Genomic DNA, 17179 nt, shown 5'->3' with positions numbered 1-17179 from the left:
GCAAATTCTTTTGGTTTATAATTTTTACTCAAATATAATCACCCCTAAATATATTATATTACATTTGATTATATTTGAATATATTTTTAATAACTATTAATAATCTCCTTATAAAAAGTGTAACAAATATAATATATCACAATTTGTTTTTTTAGACTATAATTATAAGTGATTATATTAATTAATATTTATATTATAAAAAGATTTAGGAGAAGTTTTATGGAAAAAGTGAATGTTTATGATTTTGATAACACTATATACCATGGAGAAAGTGCCATTGATTTTTTTCTATTTTGTTTAAGAAAAGATATAAAATGGTGTGTTTATTTACCTAAAATTGCAGTGGCACTTATAAAATATAAGTTTGGATTAATTAAGATTGATGATGTATTTGATGATTATAGTAAGCTTCTTGAAAAGTTTATTTTAGATGTAGGAAATATGGATAAGCTTATAATTGAATTTTGGGATAAACATGAGAAAAATATAAAAAAATTTTATTATAAAAATCATAAGGATAATGATATAGTAATTTCTGCTTCAGCTAATTTTTTACTTGATGAAATATGCAAAAGATTAAATATAAAGCATTACATAGGATCTGATATAGATAAAGTTACAGGTAAAATTAATTATTTATGTTATCGAGAAAATAAGAAAAAAATATTTTTCAGTAAATATAAAAATAAGCAAATTATTAATTTTTATACTGATTCCTGGAATGATTTATATATGATGAGCATCGCTGAAAATTCTTATTTTGTTAAAGGAAGTAACATAACCAAAATAGACAATAAAAAAATACAGAAAAAGTTATTATAATGTTTACAAAAAGTAAACTTATAATAACTTTTTTTATAGTATAATTCAGATATTAAGTGGTAAAAATAGTTGTATTGAGGTGTATATTATGGAGAATAATTGTGTAGAAATTAACAAATTTGATTTATATATTAATTTATACGATAGTAATTTTTTGACATACGTTAAACATAAATTAAATTTTAATCCATTATATAATAATGATATATGTAAATATTTAAATATAAGTTTTAACAATGAGACAAATCATTTGTATAAAAGAGATGTTATAAATGGTTTTTATAATAAGTTTTTAGGTTACTTAAAAGTAGATAATAAAGAAAAAAATAATGAAAATGAATATAACAAAGATTTTGAAAGAGAAATTTTTGATATGTATAAAGTTTTTAAAAAGACTTTTTTTAAGGAAGATAATAGCAAAATAAAATTTTTGGATAATTCTAGTGATATGTTTATTTTAGAAAATGAAGCAGTCATGGCTATTATAGGTGTTTTTATGAAAATTTTTAGCGTGAAATTATCTGATAGTAATACATTATCTGAAGAAAAGGATTATTTTGAATGGCTTTATTCTTGTTCAATTTATGGCAAAAAAGTTCTTAAAGAGGATATTGAGCTTTCTGCATATTATAGGAAAATAAAATATGAATTACAAAATCTAGAAAAGGATTTTCTAGTATTTTGTACCTATTTATCAGAAAATAATATTAATTATGATGATAAATTATCTAAGGAAGGATTTTATAAAGATAAGGAAAAGTTATATAAATATTTGTCTAAGTTTGGAAGAGAAAGAATTGATAATATAAATATAGATTTTGAACTTGAAAATAATGACATAGATTATGAATGGCTTATGCTTAAAATTAATACAGTAAGCTTTTCTATTAATGACATATTATTATCTATTATTGATACATCAATATTTAAAAATACTCTTTTATTGAAGGAAGATGTAAAAAATACATTAATAAGGTATTTTGACGAATTTACAAAAAGGAGATATGGAAATATATCAGGATTTGTTTATTATATGAGTATTAAGGAAGATTTTTTTAGTAAACACTTGTTGTCTATTTATAGATATGAAAAAAAATAAAGAATATACAATTTTATTATAATGCCCTAGATACTAATGGTAAAATGAAAATGTTGATAATATACCAAAAATGGTGTATATTACTAAAGTATAAATAATATAACAGGGGGCTTATAATGAAGTGTATAAAATGTAATAATGAGATTAATACTTCACAAAGATTTTGCAAGTTTTGTGGTACACCAATATCAGAAAGTTTGAAAGCCAATAATAACAATCAAAATCAAAACAATAATAAAGTAGAAAATGATAAATCAAATAATGGGTTTGCTAATATGGCAGATACAGGTGTGATAAATACAAATATTAACACAAAATCGCAAAATCAAAGTTTTGATTTAAATAACAAAAATTCAACCGGAAATAATTTGAATTTGAACAAGGGGAATAACTTAGATAATACTATTGCATATAATAATGAAAATACTATTGCATATAGTAATTTAGATGTAGGTGCAAATGTAAAGGTAAATGTAAATGGTAGTACCAATATTAGTGGTATGCCAAATATGAATAGCAATTTTAATATGCAAAATACAAATAATATTCCAAATCCAAACAACAATCAAAACATGAACAATTATTCAAATATGAATAATAATTTTAATAATCCATATATGAATCAAGGACAAGTAAATGGAAATGTTTATAGTGGCTTTAATAATAAAAATAATACTGCTAAAAACAAAAGACTTGGAATAATTATTGGTTCTTGTATAGGCGCAGCAATATTATTAATTATTGTAGGTGGAATATTATACAATGCTTTATCTGGAAAAGCTTTATCTGAAGATAAAATAAGAGAATCATTAGTAGGTGAAGAGGTATATTTATTAGGTAATGATGTTGAAATTTCTGAGAATAATATGAAGAAAGTGGAGGTTTTGGACAGAAAGACCAAAAAGAAGAGTAGTGATCAAGTAAAGGTGGAAATAACACTTGAAAATGGTGATACAACATTTGTTTTTGATGCAACTGCTCAGTATTATTATTTTAAAGATGAAGGATGGAAATTATCAGGAGCAATACAAGATAATGTAAAAGATATAAAAACAGATAAGGATTTTAATAAGTTAATAAAAGAAAATATACAAGAAGATGAAACAATTTATTCTGATACTACTAGATTAAATACATCATCATTGACAGAAGTAACTGGTGCACAACTTCAAGTTAACGAAAATTCATATTCATATAAGGTTAATGCAACTGCAGAATTTTCAAATGGTGTGTATGCAGCTTCTGGAGATATAGAAGCAAGTATTGATTATGAATGGGATAATGACACTTGGGAAATCGTATATTCTAAATTATCTTTAAATGGCAATACAACAAAGAATGATAGTGTAGATGAAGAACAATTAAAGAAGTCATTAGAAAGTTATTTATCATCTGGATATGTTTCATATGAGAAGAAATATGTAATTGGTACTAGAGAAGTATCTGCCAATACATCAGTTACAGGAGATTTTGTTACTAGTCTTAATATAAACAAATATGTTATGAATGATTCTAGCAATTTAATTGTTGCAGAGGTAACAGGTACAATATCAGAAGGAATTATAAAAAACGTTGAATTCCAAGGTAATGTTTCTGTTCCACTTAATATAACAAAAGATGCCGATTCTGATGCTAAATTAAATATAGTTTCAGGAACTGTAGAAGGACCATCAGAAGAAGATGTACAATCACTTTTAATAGATAAAAGGTTTGATGGAAACAAAATAGATATAACTACAGCTTCATCTTTTAAGGAAACAAAAAGAAATGAAGATGGAGTAATGAATAAAATATTACATGGAACTTTAACAGTTAATGGGCAACCAGTAGAAGTTCAAGTAGAAATGACATTAACTTCAGATTATAATGGAAATATACAATGGAAAGTATATGACATTGATAAAAAAGGATCATATTCTTATATAGAATTTTAAGTGTGCTTAAAAAAATTAACTTTTATGTGAAAAATACTTGAAAAAAAGTGGTTTATACTATATTATATTAATATAAGAAGAAAGTTTTTTTACAAATGTTAAGTTAATATAAGAAACGCAATGAGGCGTATCACAAATTAAGTTTTGTTGATGCGCCTTTTTTTATTATAAATTTAAAATCTTAAATTAACTTATTACATTAAGGAGGAAAATATTATGGATAAGATTGATTTGAAATTAATAAAATTATTACAAGAAAATGCTAGATACCCATTAAAGCATTTAGCTGAGCAAGTATATTTATCAACTCCAGCTGTATCGTCTAGAATAGAAAAATTAGAACAAGCTGGTGTTATTCAAGGATATAGTGTAAAAGTAAATAAATTAAAGCTTGGATTTAATATTACTGCATTTATTAATTTAGAAGTAGATCCTAAAGAAAAGAGTGTTTTTTATCCATTTATAAATAATTGTCCTAATGTTTTAGAATGTAATTGTGTAACAGGTAAATATTCAATGTTATTAAAGGTTACATTCCATACAACTATGGAACTTGATTCATTTATAGGTAAGCTTCAAAAGTTTGGAAATACTGAAACACAAATAGTTTTTTCAACAGCTGTTGAAAATAGAGGAATAGAGCCAATGGCAGATGATATAACTGCATAATTAGGTTATAATTTTATTTTAAATTAGTATTTTATAGAAAGTGAAGTTTTATGTTTTACATAAAATTTCATTTTTTTATATGAAATAAATTAATACTAATGTATAATAGGTATATATTCTAATTCAATTATGTTGATATATATGAATATATTTACAATCGAGCAAATACTTAAAGGAAGGGGGAATTTACTGGAAAGATTTTAAACTTTCAGTAATATATTATGGATAATAATAATGGTATTAATAGTGGAGATGCAAATAATAATTTTAATGGATTTAATAATGATGGTAACAATATAGGTAATTCTAATAATGAAGGTTATAATGCAAATAATAATTTTGGTATTGCAAACAATCAAAATGTAAATCCTAATAACATGAGATATAATAATGAAGGATATAATAACTTTACTAAAGAACCATTCTATAATCAGGGAAATTTTAATGGTAATGGTGGGAATAATAATGGGAATTTTATTTTATCAAAATATGATATAAAAAGACTTAGACATAGTGCAGAAATGCCTTTGTATAGGGCTTTACAAGTAATAAATGTTTTATTTATAGTTGCAGTTATAGTAGTATTTTGTTTGTCATTTACAGATAATGTTAAAAAAATACAAAAGACATATACAGAAACAGTAGAAAGTTATAACAATGATGAACAAATTGATACTGATAAAGTACAAGAAGAAATACCTACAAATGTGCAACTGCTAGTAACAATAATATTTATAGTGCCTTATTTACTATTTGCTTTAGCATATGCATATGCACAGGTTAGAGCAAGATCAGTAAAGATCACACCAAATCAATTTCCTGAAATATATAACCTTATTAATGAATATGCATACAGATTTAATATGCCTGTTCCAGAGGCATATATAGTTCAAGAAAATGGAATATTAAATGCTTTTTCATCTTTTGTTGTTAGAAAAAAATATATTCAGATAAATGCAGATCTTTTTGAAGTTGCATATAGAGAATATGGAGATATTGGTTCTATTGGATTTGTTATTGCTCATGAAATGGCTCATATTAAGCTTGGTCATGCATCTCTTCCATATCAATTATGGATTCTTTGGGGTGGAATAGTTCCATTTCTTGGTCAGGCTGCTTCAAGAACAAGAGAATTTAGTTGCGATAGACTTGCACAAGTAGTATCGGGAAATGATGGAATAGAAGCCATGATGGCATTAACTGTAGGTAAGCATTTATATAAAAATGTTAATGTACAAGATTATATAAATGAATCTGTTAAAGTAGATGGATTCTTTGTTGGAATTTATAATTTACTTTCTACACATCCAATATTACCAAAAAGAATTAAGGCTTTAGTTATTAAAGATAGGTCAGGAGATTTATTTTAAAAATAGAAAGTACTAGTGAGGTAATTTTATGAAGAAACAAAATTTTAATTTTATATCAAAAAATGGGGCTAACAAAGAATTAGATTTAAGCAAACTTGCAAATAATGAAAAATTAACTAAGGCAATAAAAAAATTTTTTGAAAAGCCTGCAAGAGAAACAGAAAAAGTATTTATTAAGGAGATATTAAATGCTAATTATCTTATACCTGTTAAGTTTGAAGGACATGTAAAAGATGGAATTATGCAAGAAGGAAGTCAAATTTCCTTTGTTTATATAAAAGATATAAATGGCAAAAAATTTAGCCCTATATTTACAAGTTATGAGGAATTAAAAAAATGGAATAAGGATCATGAACAAATGGTTGTAATGCCATATGAACAAGCAATTGCAACACTTTTAGATGCAGGATTTGAGTTAGAAGGAATTTCTATCAATCCATTTAGTGAAAATATTATATTAAACAATGAAAAAATAAATTATATTAAAAATTACGATTTTAATAAATAGGTAAAAAAGTGGGGATGAAACATGGAGAATAAAGGAATGTTAATAGTAATTTCAGGACCAACAGGAGCTGGAAAGGATGAAATAATAAAAGAATTAATTAATAGAAATAAAGAATTATATTTATCAGTATCATTAACTACAAGACCTAAAAAGTCTGGTGATATTGAAGGGGTAAGTTATAATTTTGTAACAAGACAAGAATTCTTTAAAAAAGTTGAACAAGGTCTTTTCTTAGAATGGGCAGAAGTTCATGAAAATTATTATGGAACTTTAAAACATGTGGTTAAAAGAAAACTAGATGAAGGTGTAAATGTTGTATTATCAGTAGATATAAAAGGAGCTTTAAAAGTAAAGGAAGAGTATGATGATGCAATATTTATATTTGTACTCCCATCATCATTAGAAAGATTAAAAGAAAGAATTAAGGCAGATAATAAAATAGAAACACCAGAAGCTTTAGCAAGAAAGTTTAATTCTGCATATAAAGAAATAACTGCTATATCTAAATACAATTATGGAGTTGTTGCTAATAATATTGATGAAGCTGTTTCAAAGATAGAACATATTATTGCAGCTGAAAGTTGCAGAGTTAGTAGGGTTAAAAGCTATATAAAGTTAGATTAATATTAAGTAACTTATGCTTTTATCAAATTTATAAGAAATCGTCGTACTATAAATAGTACGACGATTTTTTGATTATAATTTATTTTTATATATTAAAGGGCTTTATCTCCTCTTTCTTTTGTACGAATTCTTATACAATCACATACATCAAATAGAAAGATTTTTCCATCTCCAACTTCACCAGTTTGAGCAGTATTTATTATTAAGTCTATGATTTTATCTACTTTTGAATCTTCTAAAACTATTTCTATTTTAATTTTTGGAAGTACATTAATTAAAACTTCACTGCTTCTATAGTATTCGGTCCATCCGCCTTGTCTACCACAACCCATTACTTGGGAAATTGTTATACCATGAACGTCAGCTTTATTAAGAGCATCTTTAAGCTCTTCAAGTTTTAATGGTCTTATAATTGCTTCTATCTTTTTCATATTTAATCCTCCTTAATCAAGGCCCATAAATGATGGGTATGCTGATTCATTATGTTCAGAAATATCTAATCCATTAGCTTCAGCTGCATCTGAAACTCTTATATCCATAAATAGTTTAATAACTTTAATTATTATAAATGTCATTATAGCTGCTATAGCAATTGTTACAACAATACTTAATATTTGAACTAAGAATAGTTTAATGTCACCATAAATAAGTCCATTACACATTATATCACCATTTACTGATTGGCTAGCAAATATACCAGTCATAATACCACCATATATACCACCAATACCATGACAACCAAAAGCATCTAAAGCATCATCATATCCAAATTTCTTTTTAACAGTACCCATAAAGAAATAGCATATTGGGCTTACAAATGCACCAATTATAAGTGCTGACCATATAGGTACAAATCCAGCCCCAGGAGTAATAGCAACTAAACCTACTACAGCACCAGTTGCAGCGCCAAGAAGTGTTGGCTTACCATGTTTTATCCATTCAATAGCCATCCAAGAAAGTAGAGCAGCTGCAGCAGAAGTATTAGTAGTTAAAAAAGCATGTACTGCAAGGGAATTAGCACCTAAAGCACTTCCTGCATTAAATCCAAACCATCCAAACCATAATAATGCAGCACCTAAAAATACAAATGGAATATTATGTGGTTTGTATGATACCATACCATAGCATCTACGTTTTCCAAGTAATATACAAGCTACAAGACCTGAAACACCGGAACTAATATGAACAACATTACCACCAGCAAAATCTATTGCACCAAGAGTTTTTAAGAGACCTCCATCTCCCCAAACCATGTGAGCAAGAGGATAATAAACAAGTAGTGACCAAACAGCAATAAAAATGAATAATGATTTAAATTTCATTCTTCCTATTAAAGAACCTGTAATTAATGCACAAGTTATTAATGCAAACATCATTTGGAATGTTGCAAAAAGAGTTTCTGGAATAGTTGAAGCATAGGTATCATTAGGAGCATTAGAAACACCGTTAAAGAATAAGTGACTTAAATTTCCTATTATTCCACCGTGATCACTTCCAAATGAAAGAGAATAACCTATTATTATCCATAATACAGAAGCAAGTCCACATATGAAGAATGAAGAAAGTATTGTATTTAATACATTTTTCCTTCTAACCATTCCTCCATAAAAGAATGCTAATGCAGGAGTCATTATAAATACTAATGCGGCGCATATCATTATAAAACCGCAATCGCCAAAATTAATGTTTTCCATAAAAAATCCTTCCTTTCGTAAATAAAATTAATAGTAAAAAAAGATAGCATAAAAAATAATTTAATATTTCTTAGCTATCTTCATTGATAGAAAAACATATATTCTTTTTAATGAATAAAATAAAAAAGACAGTAAATAGAATAATAAATCCTATATTACTGTCATCATTGACATATAACTTTATTCATTTATTAAATGCAAAAATATTTACAAAAATAACTTTTAGTGATTTTTAATTAAATATATAAGTTTTTTGCATAGTCATATATTATCTTATAAAGTTTAAATAGTCAATAAAAATATGGTAAAAAACGTAAGAATTAAAAAAATAATTTAAACAGTAGTAAAACTTAATTTTATAAAATTTAAAGATGAAATAGTTAAGATTGTTAGTTGAAATAAAAGAGATAAGGAATATTTTTTAAAATGTTTAGTATAAATATTTTAAGTGGTATAAAAAAGCTTAAAGGAAGGGCTAGATTTGACAAAGTTATAAGAATGATTTATTATAGATATAAATTTGTATATTATAAATGCAGTGAAAAAGAGGAGTAAAAACTGAAAGTATCAAAGAGAGAGGGAATTTGCTGTGATCCCTTATATAGAAGGTTTTGAAGTAGCTTTGGAGCATCTTTGGTGAAATTTTTAGTAGCTAAAGCCGTTTAAAAAATATTCATTATATATGAATGTATTTTAATCGTTAAAATTTGAGTGCCCATGTATTATGGGAATTAAGGTGGTACCGCGAGCTTTCGTCCTTTGTTTGGACTTAAGCTCTTTTTTATTGTTATTTATTAATGTGATATTTTTCTATAAAAATGGAGGTTCATAAATGAAAGAATTAGAAAAGAATTATAATCCTAAAGAATTTGAAGAAAGAATATATAAAAGATGGGAAGAAAAAAAATATTTTACTCCTAAAATTGACAAGAGTAAAAAGCCATATTCAATAGTTATGCCACCACCAAACATAACAGGAAAACTTCACTTAGGTCATGCTCTTGATAATGCTCTTCAAGATACTTTAATTAGATTTAAAAGAATGCAAGGATATTGCACATTATGGGTTCCTGGAGAAGATCATGCATCAATTGCGACAGAAGTAAAAGTAGCTAATGAACTTGCAAAAAAAGGTTTAGATAAAAGAGAAATGGGAAGAGAAGCCTTTTTAAAGGAAGTTCATAATTGGTCAGACGAATATAGAGAAAGAATTAGAACTCAGTTAAAAAAAATGGGGGTATCTGCAGATTTTACAAGAGAAGCATTTACAATGGACGAAAATCTTGATAAGGCTGTAAAACATGTATTTGTAAAATTATATAATGAAGGTCTTATTTATCAAGGGAATAGAATCACTAATTGGTGCACTAAGTGTCAAACTGCATTATCTGATGCAGAAATTGAATATGAAGAACAAGATGGATTCTTTTGGCATATAAATTATCCATTGAAAGATGGTTCTGGATACTTGGAAATAGCAACAACTAGACCAGAAACACTACTTGGTGATACTGCTGTTGCTGTAAATCCTAATGATGATAGATTTAAAGATTTAGTAGGAAAAACATTAATATTACCACTTGTAGATAGGGAAATTCCAATAATAGCAGATGAATATGTTGATATGGAATTTGGAACAGGTGCAGTTAAAATAACACCAGCACATGATCCTAACGATTATCAAGTAGGACTTAGACATAATCTTGCACAAATAAGAATTATGGATGATAAAGGTATAATTAATGAAAATGGTGGAAAATATCAAGGTCTTGATAGATATGAAGCAAGAAAGGTTATGGTAGAGGATTTAAAGAAACTTGGACTTTTAGTTAAAATAAAGCCTCATACACATAATGTAGGAACTCATGATAGATGTAAAACTACAGTAGAACCAATTATATCTAAACAATGGTATGTAAAAATGGATGAACTTGCAAAACCAGCTATAGAAGCTGTAAGAAACAAGAAAACTAAATTTGTACCAGAAAGATTTGAAAAAACTTATTTTAACTGGATGGAAAATATCCAAGACTGGTGTATATCAAGACAACTTTGGTGGGGACACAGGATTCCAGTATGGTATTGTAAGGATTGTGGTGAAATTATAGTACAAGAAGAAGCACCAACAGAATGTACTAAATGTCACAGCAAGAATTTAAAACAAGATGAAGATGTTTTAGATACTTGGTTTTCATCAGCTCTTTGGCCTTTTTCAGTTCTTGGATGGCCAAATAAAACTGAAGATTTAGAATATTTCTATCCAACTAATACTCTTGTTACTGGATATGATATTATATTCTTCTGGGTTGCAAGAATGATATTCTCAGGAATTCATAATATGAATGAAACTCCATTTGAAAATGTCCTAATACATGGACTTATAAGAGATTCACAAGGTAGAAAAATGAGTAAATCTCTTGGAAATGGTGTAGATCCACTTGAGGTTATAGATAATTATGGTGCTGATGCTTTAAGATTTATGTTATTAACAGGTAATGCTCCTGGAAATGATTTTAGATATTATCCAGAAAGAGTTGAAGCATCTAGAAATTTTGCAAATAAAATATGGAATGCTTCAAGATTCGTTATGATGAATCTTAATAAAGATGTAATGGAAAAATACAAAGACTGCAGAGAATATTCATTAGCAGATAAATATATTTTATCAAAAATGAACACATTAATTAAAGAAGTTACAGAAAATATGGATAAATTTGAACTTGGAATTGCACTTCAAAAAGTATATGACTTTATGTGGACTGAATTCTGTGACTGGTATATAGAACTTGCAAAACCAGTATTCTTTAGTGATGATGAAAAAGCTAAGGGAGTAGTTTATAATGTATTATACACTGTATTAACAACAGGTCTTAAACTTCTTCATCCAGTAATGCCATTTATTACAGAAGAAATTTATACAACTTTAACAGAAGAAGAAACTATAGTTAATGCTGCATGGCCAGAATATGACGAAAGCCTAAAGGATTTAAATGCAGAAAAGAATATGGATTATGTAATAGAAGCTATTAAAGGACTTAGAAATGTTAGAGCTGAAATGAATGTTGCACCTTCAAGAAAAGCAAAGGTAATATGCCATATTACAGATGAAGCTAAGGAAGCATTTAAAGATGGTGCAAGTTACATGGAAAAATTAGCATCTGCATCTGAAGTTACATTTATAAGTGATAAAAATGAAGTGCCTGAAAATGCAGTATCATTAGTTGTTAAGGGTGGAGAATTATTTATGCCACTACTTGATTTAGTTGATAAAGAAAAGGAACTTGAAAGATTAAATAAAGAAGTTAAAAAATTAAATTCAGAAATAGAGAGAGTAAACAAAAAGCTTTCAAATAAGGGCTTTGTTGATAAGGCACCTGAAGCTGTAGTTAATGGCGAAAAGGAAAAGAGAGATAAATATGTTTCTATGCTTGAAGCTGTTAATGCTAGAATAGATGCTTTAAAGTAGTAAAGCATAAAAAGCTTAAGTAGAAATGCTTAAGCTTTTTAAAATTAATTAAAGAAGGAAAAATTTATGAATTATAATGATGCAATGAAGTATATTCATGAGGTGGGTAATTTTGGCTCAAATTACGGACTTGAAAGAACCTATAGAATTTTAGAGATTTTACATAATCCTCAAAAAGACTTAAAACTTATACATGTAGCTGGTACTAACGGTAAAGGCTCAGTTACAGCTATGATATCTTCTATGCTTAGAGGTTGCAATTTTAAGGTTGGTATGTATACATCACCATTTTTAGAAGAATTTGAAGAAAGAATTCAAATTAATGGATGTAATATACCAAAGGATGTACTTGGAGATTTAGTAGAAAGAGTTAAATATGCTGTAGATAAAGTAATAGAAGAGGGATATACTCATCCAACTGAATTTGAAATAATAACATGTCTTATGTTGTTGTATTTTAAAGAAGAAAAGGTTGATTATGGAGTAATTGAAGTTGGTCTTGGTGGTAGACTAGATTCTACTAATGTTATAACTCCTATATTAAGTGTTATTACATCTATAAGTTTAGATCATACAAATTTACTTGGAAATACCTTAAGAGAAATTGCTAGCGAAAAAGCTGGAATAATTAAAGAAGGAGTACCTGTAGTTACATATCCACAAGAAAAAGAAGCACTTGAAGTTATAGAGGAAACTGCAAAAAATAAGAATGCAGAATTGATTAAAGTATCTAGTGACAATGGAAAATTTATTAAGGTGTTTAATGATAATGAGAGGATATATCAAGATATTTTAATAAAAGCTAATAATGATGAATACAAAGTTAGGTTGCCACTTCTTGGGAAACATCAAGTGACAAATCTTTTAGTTGCTATGGAAGCTTTTTTTAAAGTTTGTAATACTAGAAATATAAAATTCTCAAAGGATAACCTTTTAAGTTCATTAAAAAATGTAAAATGGATTGGAAGGCTTGAAGTAATGAAAAAAAATCCTCTTGTTGTTATTGATGGCGCTCATAATATACAAGGTATAAAATCTCTTAAAGAAAGTGTTAAAATGCACTTTAAGTATAAAAATATTTATCTTATACTTGGAATTTTAGCTGATAAGCAAGTGGAAGAAATGATCAAGGAAATTACACCTATGGCAAAAAAAGTTTTTGCCCTTACACCTCATAGTGATAGAGCAGAACTTGCTTCTAAATTAAAACAAGAAATAGTAAAAATAAATGAAAATTGTGTGTCCTATGAAGATTATAAAGAAGCTTATATGAAAGCATTAGAGGAAGCTAGTGAGGAGGATTTAATACTTATAAGTGGTTCTTTATATATGATTGGTGATATGAGAAAAATAATAAGACTTACAAATTAATATAAAAAATAAGAAACTGGCTTAAACCAGTTTTTTATTTTTGTATAGCCTCTTTAAGAGCTTTTGCTAATTGATCTGGACAGGAAGTTCCTCTTCCATTGCAATTTGTTCCTTCTAATTTTTCTATAACATCATTTACATTCATTCCAATAACTAATGATGAAATACCTTGTAAATTTCCGTTACACCCACCTTTAAAGGAAATATTTTTTATTTTGTTATCTTCAATTTCAAAATCAATTTCAGTAGAACATGTACCTTTTGTTTTGTACTTATACATTCTTTTTGCACCTCTTTAAATTTTTATTAAATTTATTTTATCAGAAAAAATGTGAGAGCACAAATTCTCTTTGAATTTTACAATAAAATGTAGAAAAATGTAACAATACCATTGAGATTTGAATAATTTAAAGTAATATTAAGGTTTTTTAGGAGAGAATATGGATTTATTTGTATGTAGTAAAATATTAAATACTATAAAAGACATAAATTTAGAAGATTACAGTTTAAATGAAATAATCATTGATTCAAGTAAAAAACCTATGGGCTTTTCATGCATAACAAAATATAAAAATCATTTAATAGTAGGAGCTGAATATAGTTCTTGTGTGTATTCTATAGATATTTCAAATAAAAATAATATTGAAAAAATATTTATAGGTACTTCTGTTTCAAAGATTGTTTCATATGATGAAAAGATATTATTACTTTGTAGTGATATTAATGCACTTCTTGTTTATGATATGAAGGAAATGGAAATAATATTTGAAATACCTATAGGAAATTATCCTTTTTCTATTGATGTGGATAAGGAAAACAAACTTATATATGTAAGTAGTTTCCTAGAAAATTCTATAACTATAATTGATTCTGATTGTTATAAGGAAATAAGAAAAATACAGAATATAGAGCATCCTACTAAAATTTTTTCATACAACAAAAGAATGTATATACTTGAAAATAAATGTGATAACTTTGAGAGAGGATTTCTTAAAATAATCTCCGCTAGCAAATCTTGCAACTGGAAAACCTTGGCAAGGGTTGAAGTAGGAAGAATGCCTATAGATATGATTGTAAAAGAGGACAGTATATATGTAATTAGCCTTATGAATGAAAACATTAGAAAAATTAATAATATCTTAAATAATGAAAACATAAAGTGTAATAGTGAAATTGAAAATGTTGCTGTAATGCCTTCTCAAATACTTAGCTATAAAGATGATTTATTTGTGTTAGATTATTATACGGGATTTGTAAAGAAGATAAATATTCCAAGCAAAAAAGTAATAAACATAGCAAGGGTAAAAGAACCTAGTGCTATGTTTATTGTTTAGAATCTTCATTTAAAAGCAAATTAATAATGCTGTTGTAGGTTTTTGCAGAGTTTTCCTGCCAATTAGCACAAAGATGTGCAGCTTGCTTTTTAGTAGGTACTGATAATTTTAATTCTATTAATATATCCTTTCCTTCAAAAGCTTTAAGGTCTATTAGAAAATTATCATCACTAATAGGAGTGTAATTACTTTGAATAGTAAGTTCTTTTTTAAACAAATCGTACTTTTCATTTATTCTTTGTTTTAGAAGTTCCTTTTTTTGTTCAGAAATTCTATTAATAAAAAATGACAAAACAGAAACTCCATTATTTGTGATTTTTAATAATTTTTTATCGTTTATATCTACGTATTTTATAAAACCTGATTCTTCCAATTCACTAAGATATTGTTGAAGAGTAAAATAATTTAATAAATTGTCTTCTAAAATGAGTTCTGTTAATTGTGAATTAGAAATTGGATTTTTTACAGTGTTTAAAATATATAAAAGCAGAAGTTTGTTTTCTGCAAGTTCAGCAGTATTTTCAAGCATAGCAATTCTCCATTTCAAATAAATTCTTTAATAATTATAGCATAATTTTTATTTTAATGAAAATAACCAAATAAAAAAATATATATGTAATAATTTTACGAATAGCTGAATATATATTTATTGGTAAAGAATTTTAGGAGTCTACTTATACAAATATGAGAGGGATAAAAAGAATATTATTATCCATGTCTTTAATTTTTTTAGTAGCAGTGTCTGCATTTATATTTAATAAGGGTGCTTATAATAAAGCTCAAAATACAAGTGTTTCAAAAGAATCCTTTGATTTGCCTATTTATTCTGTTGATACAAAGGAAAAAAATGTTTCTATTACTTTTGATATTAATTGGGCAGAAAATGATTATCTTTATAAAATACTTGATATTTTAGATAAATATAATGTAAAGGGTACTTTCTTTATAATGGGAGGATGGGTAGACTATAGTCAGGAAAATGTAGAAAAACTTAAAAATATTTCTGAAAGGGGGCATGAAATAGGAAATCATAGCTATAAACATCCTATGTTTACCAAGATAAGCAATGAGAAAATGATTTCAGAAATACAAAAAACAGATGAAATAATAAAAAAATATACAGGAAAAGAAGTAAAATTATTTAGATTTCCAAGTGGAGATTACAATGAACAGGCAGTTAAAGTTATAAATGAACAAGAGCATATACCTATTCAATGGAGTGTTGATTCAGTAGATTGGAAAGAAGCTGGTGCAGATATTGAATATGAAAGAGTTAATAAAGGTATAAAAGAAGGGTCTATAATATTATTTCATAATAATGCAAAATATACTCCTGATAATATTGAACGTATTATTATAGAATATGAAGATAAAGGTTACAAGTTTATTCCAGTAGGGGAACTGATATATACTGAAAACTATGGCGTTTCAGAAAAAGGAAAGCAATTTTTAAAATAATTCAAAAAAAACTTGTAAAATACTTATTAAATGTATTATAATGGAAATAGTGTATAGAACTTCGTAATTAAAAAAAGTATTACAAATGGAGTGAGGGGTTACAATGGATAATTTAATGTTAAATAACAAAATATATCTCGAAGGAAAGGTAGCTACAAAGTTAGAGTTTAGCCATGAAATGTATGGCGAAGGATTTTATAGTTTTAATCTTGAAGTAATGAGACTTAGTGATTCAGTTGATTTTTTAAATATAACAGTATCAGAAAGATTATTAAGTAATTTAAATTTAGATGTTGGTAGTGAAGTAGTTGTTGAAGGGCAACTTAGATCTTATAATAAATTTATTGATGGATCTAACAAACTTATATTAACAGTATTTGCGAGAAATATAGAACCATGTAAGGAAAGAAGTAAAAACCCTAATGAAATTTTTCTAGATGGTTATATATGCAAAGAACCAGTTTATAGAACGACTCCTTTTGGAAGGGAAATTGCAGATGTACTTCTTGCTGTAAATAGAGCTTACAATAAATCTGATTATATTCCAACTATAGCATGGGGAAGGAATTCAAGATTTTGTCAAACCTTATCTGTTGGTGAAAATATAAGAGTTTGGGGAAGACTTCAAAGCAGAGAATATCAAAAAAAGATATCTGATACGGAAGTAGTTAAGAAAATAGCTTACGAAGTATCAATATCTAAAATGGAAAAGGTCGATAAGGAAGAAGATTCATCTGAAAGCGAAAAAGGTGCAGTATAAATTGGAATATTAATTGTATTAGCATAAGTATCTTAAATGCTATAAAGCAAAAAGCTTTATGGCATTTTTT

Annotated in this window: 17 protein-coding genes and 1 other annotated feature; of the genes, 13 read left to right on the top strand and 4 right to left on the bottom strand. The window is 26.7% G+C overall.

What is annotated here, in order from left to right; all coding sequences use genetic code 11:
• Positions 1–219 precede the first annotated feature (219 nt).
• From ACTNAO_RS09885 to gmk, 7 genes are all read left to right on the top strand, one after another.
• Positions 220–822: an HAD family hydrolase gene (locus tag ACTNAO_RS09885; protein WP_441028685.1), complete on the top strand. Its 603-nt coding sequence runs from the start codon at positions 220–222 to the stop codon at positions 820–822.
• Positions 823–910: 88 nt separating this feature from the next.
• Positions 911–1921 carry a hypothetical protein gene (locus ACTNAO_RS09880; RefSeq protein WP_441028683.1) on the top strand — a complete coding sequence of 337 codons (1011 nt, stop codon included), beginning with the start codon at positions 911–913 and terminating at the stop codon, positions 1919–1921.
• 116 nt (positions 1922–2037) lie between these two features.
• On the top strand, positions 2038–3855 hold the full coding sequence (locus ACTNAO_RS09875) for a hypothetical protein (RefSeq protein ID WP_441028681.1): 1818 nt from the start codon (positions 2038–2040) through the stop codon (positions 3853–3855).
• 216 nt (positions 3856–4071) lie between these two features.
• Positions 4072–4524, top strand: a complete 453-nt coding sequence (locus ACTNAO_RS09870; RefSeq protein ID WP_441028679.1) for an Lrp/AsnC family transcriptional regulator — start codon at positions 4072–4074, stop codon at positions 4522–4524.
• Positions 4525–4745: 221 nt separating this feature from the next.
• Entirely contained in the window at positions 4746–5894 is a 1149-nt protein-coding gene (locus ACTNAO_RS09865; protein WP_441028677.1) for a M48 family metallopeptidase, read from the top strand.
• 28 nt (positions 5895–5922) lie between these two features.
• The gene (locus tag ACTNAO_RS09860; RefSeq protein WP_441028675.1) at positions 5923–6402 is read left to right on the top strand and encodes an SseB family protein; all 480 of its coding nucleotides are present in this window, start codon (positions 5923–5925) and stop codon (positions 6400–6402) included.
• 36 nt (positions 6403–6438) lie between these two features.
• Complete coding sequence (gmk, locus tag ACTNAO_RS09855) at positions 6439–7026, top strand: guanylate kinase (protein ID WP_441028673.1); 588 nt, start codon at positions 6439–6441, stop codon at positions 7024–7026.
• A gap of 92 nt (positions 7027–7118) precedes the next feature.
• Here gmk and ACTNAO_RS09850 read toward each other — a convergent pair whose 3' ends face one another.
• A complete protein-coding gene (locus ACTNAO_RS09850) occupies positions 7119–7457 on the bottom strand; it encodes a P-II family nitrogen regulator (protein ID WP_441028671.1) in 339 nt (112 codons plus the stop codon).
• Positions 7458–7469: 12 nt separating this feature from the next.
• On the bottom strand, positions 7470–8720 hold the full coding sequence (locus ACTNAO_RS09845) for an ammonium transporter (protein WP_441028669.1): 1251 nt from the start codon (positions 8718–8720) through the stop codon (positions 7470–7472).
• A 426-nt stretch (positions 8721–9146) separates the two neighbouring features.
• On the opposite strand from ACTNAO_RS09845, the gene ACTNAO_RS09840 reads away from it, so the two are divergent.
• The 3 genes from ACTNAO_RS09840 to ACTNAO_RS09830 all read left to right on the top strand — a co-directional run bounded on the left by ACTNAO_RS09840 (position 9147) and on the right by ACTNAO_RS09830 (position 13557).
• A complete protein-coding gene (locus ACTNAO_RS09840) occupies positions 9147–9275 on the top strand; it encodes a hypothetical protein (protein WP_441028667.1) in 129 nt (42 codons plus the stop codon).
• Positions 9250–9483 (top strand) — a binding site (T-box leader). It overlaps the preceding gene by 26 nt.
• A gap of 69 nt (positions 9484–9552) precedes the next feature.
• Entirely contained in the window at positions 9553–12186 is a 2634-nt protein-coding gene (locus ACTNAO_RS09835; RefSeq protein ID WP_441028665.1) for a valine--tRNA ligase, read from the top strand.
• Positions 12187–12252: 66 nt separating this feature from the next.
• Positions 12253–13557 (top strand): bifunctional folylpolyglutamate synthase/dihydrofolate synthase, encoded by a 1305-nt coding sequence (locus tag ACTNAO_RS09830; protein WP_441028663.1) that lies wholly within the window; start codon positions 12253–12255, stop codon positions 13555–13557.
• Positions 13558–13591: 34 nt separating this feature from the next.
• On the opposite strand, the gene ACTNAO_RS09825 is transcribed toward ACTNAO_RS09830, so the two are convergent.
• Positions 13592–13837, bottom strand: coding sequence for a TIGR03905 family TSCPD domain-containing protein (locus tag ACTNAO_RS09825; RefSeq protein ID WP_441028661.1), 246 nt, complete (start codon positions 13835–13837; stop codon positions 13592–13594).
• 160 nt (positions 13838–13997) lie between these two features.
• On the opposite strand from ACTNAO_RS09825, the gene ACTNAO_RS09820 reads away from it, so the two are divergent.
• Complete coding sequence (locus ACTNAO_RS09820; RefSeq protein ID WP_441028659.1) at positions 13998–14891, top strand: YncE family protein; 894 nt, start codon at positions 13998–14000, stop codon at positions 14889–14891.
• On the opposite strand, the gene ACTNAO_RS09815 is transcribed toward ACTNAO_RS09820, so the two are convergent.
• Complete coding sequence (locus ACTNAO_RS09815) at positions 14881–15420, bottom strand: DUF4364 family protein (protein WP_441028657.1); 540 nt, start codon at positions 15418–15420, stop codon at positions 14881–14883. The two genes, ACTNAO_RS09820 and ACTNAO_RS09815, sit on opposite strands and share 11 nt — an antisense overlap.
• 155 nt (positions 15421–15575) lie before the next feature.
• Between ACTNAO_RS09815 and ACTNAO_RS09810 the strand changes: the two genes are divergently transcribed.
• On the top strand, positions 15576–16349 hold the full coding sequence (locus ACTNAO_RS09810) for a polysaccharide deacetylase family protein (RefSeq protein ID WP_441028656.1): 774 nt from the start codon (positions 15576–15578) through the stop codon (positions 16347–16349).
• Positions 16350–16452: 103 nt separating this feature from the next.
• Positions 16453–17109, top strand: a complete 657-nt coding sequence (locus ACTNAO_RS09805) for a single-stranded DNA-binding protein (protein WP_441028654.1) — start codon at positions 16453–16455, stop codon at positions 17107–17109.
• The last annotated feature ends 70 nt before the right edge of the window (positions 17110–17179 follow it).

It is taken from the genome of Clostridium sp. HCP1S3_C6 (genome assembly GCF_052066735.1).
GTDB lineage: Bacteria > Bacillota > Clostridia > Clostridiales > Clostridiaceae > Clostridium.
This window is presented reverse-complemented; position numbering and strand designations above follow the sequence as displayed.